Source organism: Eisenbergiella massiliensis (assembly GCF_003435485.1).
In genome coordinates this window covers 1-2,716 of record NZ_QVLV01000049.1, presented here as the reverse complement: position 1 = coordinate 2,716, position 2,716 = coordinate 1, and the positions used below count along the sequence as shown (strand labels likewise).

Annotated in this window: 1 protein-coding gene; it reads right to left on the bottom strand. The window is 44.3% G+C overall.

Going from position 1 to position 2,716, the window contains the following annotated elements:
- Window positions 1–155 precede the first annotated feature (155 nt).
- Window positions 156–2,024: a group II intron reverse transcriptase/maturase gene (gene ltrA / locus DXC51_RS29165; RefSeq protein WP_117546098.1), complete on the bottom strand. Its 1,869-nt coding sequence runs from the start codon at window positions 2,022–2,024 to the stop codon at window positions 156–158.
- Window positions 2,025–2,716: the final 692 nt, after the last annotated feature.

Here is a 2,716-nt window from a genome sequence, read left to right as displayed (position 1 = left end):
CGGTTCCGATAGGTAAGCCTTTGATGTTATCTCCGGCTTTTCCCCCGGTTAGCACCGGACATGCGACTTTCACCGCATCCGGCGCCCCATCAAGCATAGTTTCAACAGTAATACACACTCACTCTTTCACATTAGCTAAATCAGTTTGTTACGATTTACATTGACGTTTCTGCCAATCCTGCGGCAACACGCAGTTTGTTCACTTTAGTAATTTGTGCCTTATTCAAATCATACTTCTTTGTCAGTGTAGCGAACTTTATGCTGTCTGTTGTTGAGATAAATTCATATCCGGCGGGTGATAGAAGCAGCAGATTACGGTAACTGTCTCTGCCGTTTTTACACTCATTCGATTTTCTGTAACAAATACAGTGAATCACTTCCAGATGTTCCCCGGTGATTGCACATTTACCTTCCTGTCCGGCATAGAGAGAGATTCGGTTATCATTGAACTGTACCGTTTCTCCTGTTACCGGGTGGCGCATGAGCCAGAGCATATCTTCAACGTTCAGTTTCAGATTGCTGTGGATTTCCATTCTTCCGTCCGGAGTATATGGATTGATTTTCCTGCTCTTGCGCATTGGTATTTTAAACTGCACATATGCCAGAGGTACTACTGGTGTATCTCCAATCCAGCGCATTTGCTTCGATTTTCCATACCGTTTTTTTAAATATTTGTTGTTTAGTTCGCCCTGCTTTTTATATCCATCTATCCGATGGAGAAAGCGACCGTTATTCACATGAGCCATTCGGCTGAAATTCAGGTTTATCCTCGTAGCAATGCAATAATAGTTCTGCATACCTATGACTTTGGCGTTGTATTCGTGAATGTTGCTCTTTATGTTACTTGCTGTCTTGCTGTTTTGAATCTCTATAATTGCTTTTGAGAGTTCTTTCTGCATATGCGACATTGCCTTGTCACAGACATTTGAACTGATTACCCATGTCCTGCGTTTCCTTATCAGCTTTATACGGAACCCCAGAAACTCACTGTCTCTTTTCCTGAGATTTGTGACCTTTGATTTTTCATCAGAAATTTCCAGTTTGAGCCGCTTTAGCAGCCAGTCCTTAACCGCATGGTATGCTCTGCCAGCGTCCTTACGGTTTCTGCAAAAGATTTTAAAATCATCTGCATACCGGACTATACGCATTTCCTTGAGTTTGCTCTTTTTGAGCGCCGTGTAGCTGTTGCACTTTTTCTCTGCCCCGTTCGGATAATATGTGACCTTACAAGGAGACTTCATATGGTCTGCCATACCCTCCCACTGTGACGCTATCCACCAGTCCAGTTCGTTCAGGACAATGTTGGCTAACAGCGGGGAAAGTATGCCGCCCTGAGGGGTTCCCCTGTCTGGATATAAGATTTCTCCATCTGGCATTTGAATTGGCGCTTTCAGCATTGCTTTGATTATCTGAATCAACTTGGTATCCCGTATACCCAACGTCCATATCTGCTGTAACAGCTTTCTATGATTTACGTTGTCAAAGAAACCCTTTATATCCACCTCTACTACATAGTGGAGTTTGTTCCTTTGAGCCAGTCCGTAAGCGTAGGAGACAGCGTTTTCAGCGCTCCTGCAAGGTCTGAAGCCGTATGAATGTTCATAAAACTTTGCTTCACAGATCGGCTCCATGACCTGTAATATGCATTGTTGTACAATCCGGTCTATGATACACGGTATGCCTAACGGTCTTAATTTCCCATTTGGTTTGGGAATCTCTATCCTCCTTACTGTTTTTGGCACATACCTTGTAAACTGTTTTTGAATAAGGGAGACAAAATCTTCTTCCGGCATATCTGCCAGTGATTCTATCGTTCTCCCATCTGTGCCGGCGGTATGGCTCCCATCATTGCTTTTAATATTTCTGAAAGCAAGCATGATGTTATTTGGTGCCACAATGATTTCTACGAGATTATTAAATATCTCTCCATCTCTGCTTTTTGCATACAGTTCATCAAAGATGTTCTGCATGTCATAGTATTCCGCATGGCGCAGTTTACTTCTTTTTCTAGCTTTTTGTGTCATGTACATCACCCCGTTTCATTGATTCGAGTGACAATTTCTTATTCTTACTCGACTGCATGATTAGAGAGTGTGTACTGCTGATTTTCTGCCTGACTTGTGGCCATTCCTCCGTCGCCCTCTTTTTCGCAGGCAACATCGACAGTTCGACCACGACCTTTCAGCAGAGATTCATCCGCTTATTGTTCTTCGCCGGATTATCCATAGGATTCTCTGCCTTTCCTTGTTCCGATAATTCTATCTGTGCATATATACCCTTAGGTGTTCCCTCTAAGCCTGACAGCTTGCATGTGCCTGTAACACATCACGGTGGTTCGTAACAACCATTCCTACTAAACCGCACTGTCTGGGCATGAACCCACACATACATTTCTGTATGTGGCACTTTTAGACCTTTACATTCGGGAGTTTCGTCAGGCATTGCTGCCATTCTCACCATAGGTATTTTATAGACCCCCGGCATATGGGGTGCGCTGTCCACCTCTGGACAGGTTTCGTCAGCGTTATCTGTTACGGCACCTTTCTGCCGACTTTACCGGGCTTCACACCTCATCACAGAATGATGAAGCATGCCGGAGTATCAGGGGAGGCGTTTCAAGGCGTTACCCTATCATTCCACCTCTCGAATTATCAGTTCACAGAACTGATTAAAACAGCGCTGTGCGCCGCCTTTTCAGCGGCGAACAAGTCGCACG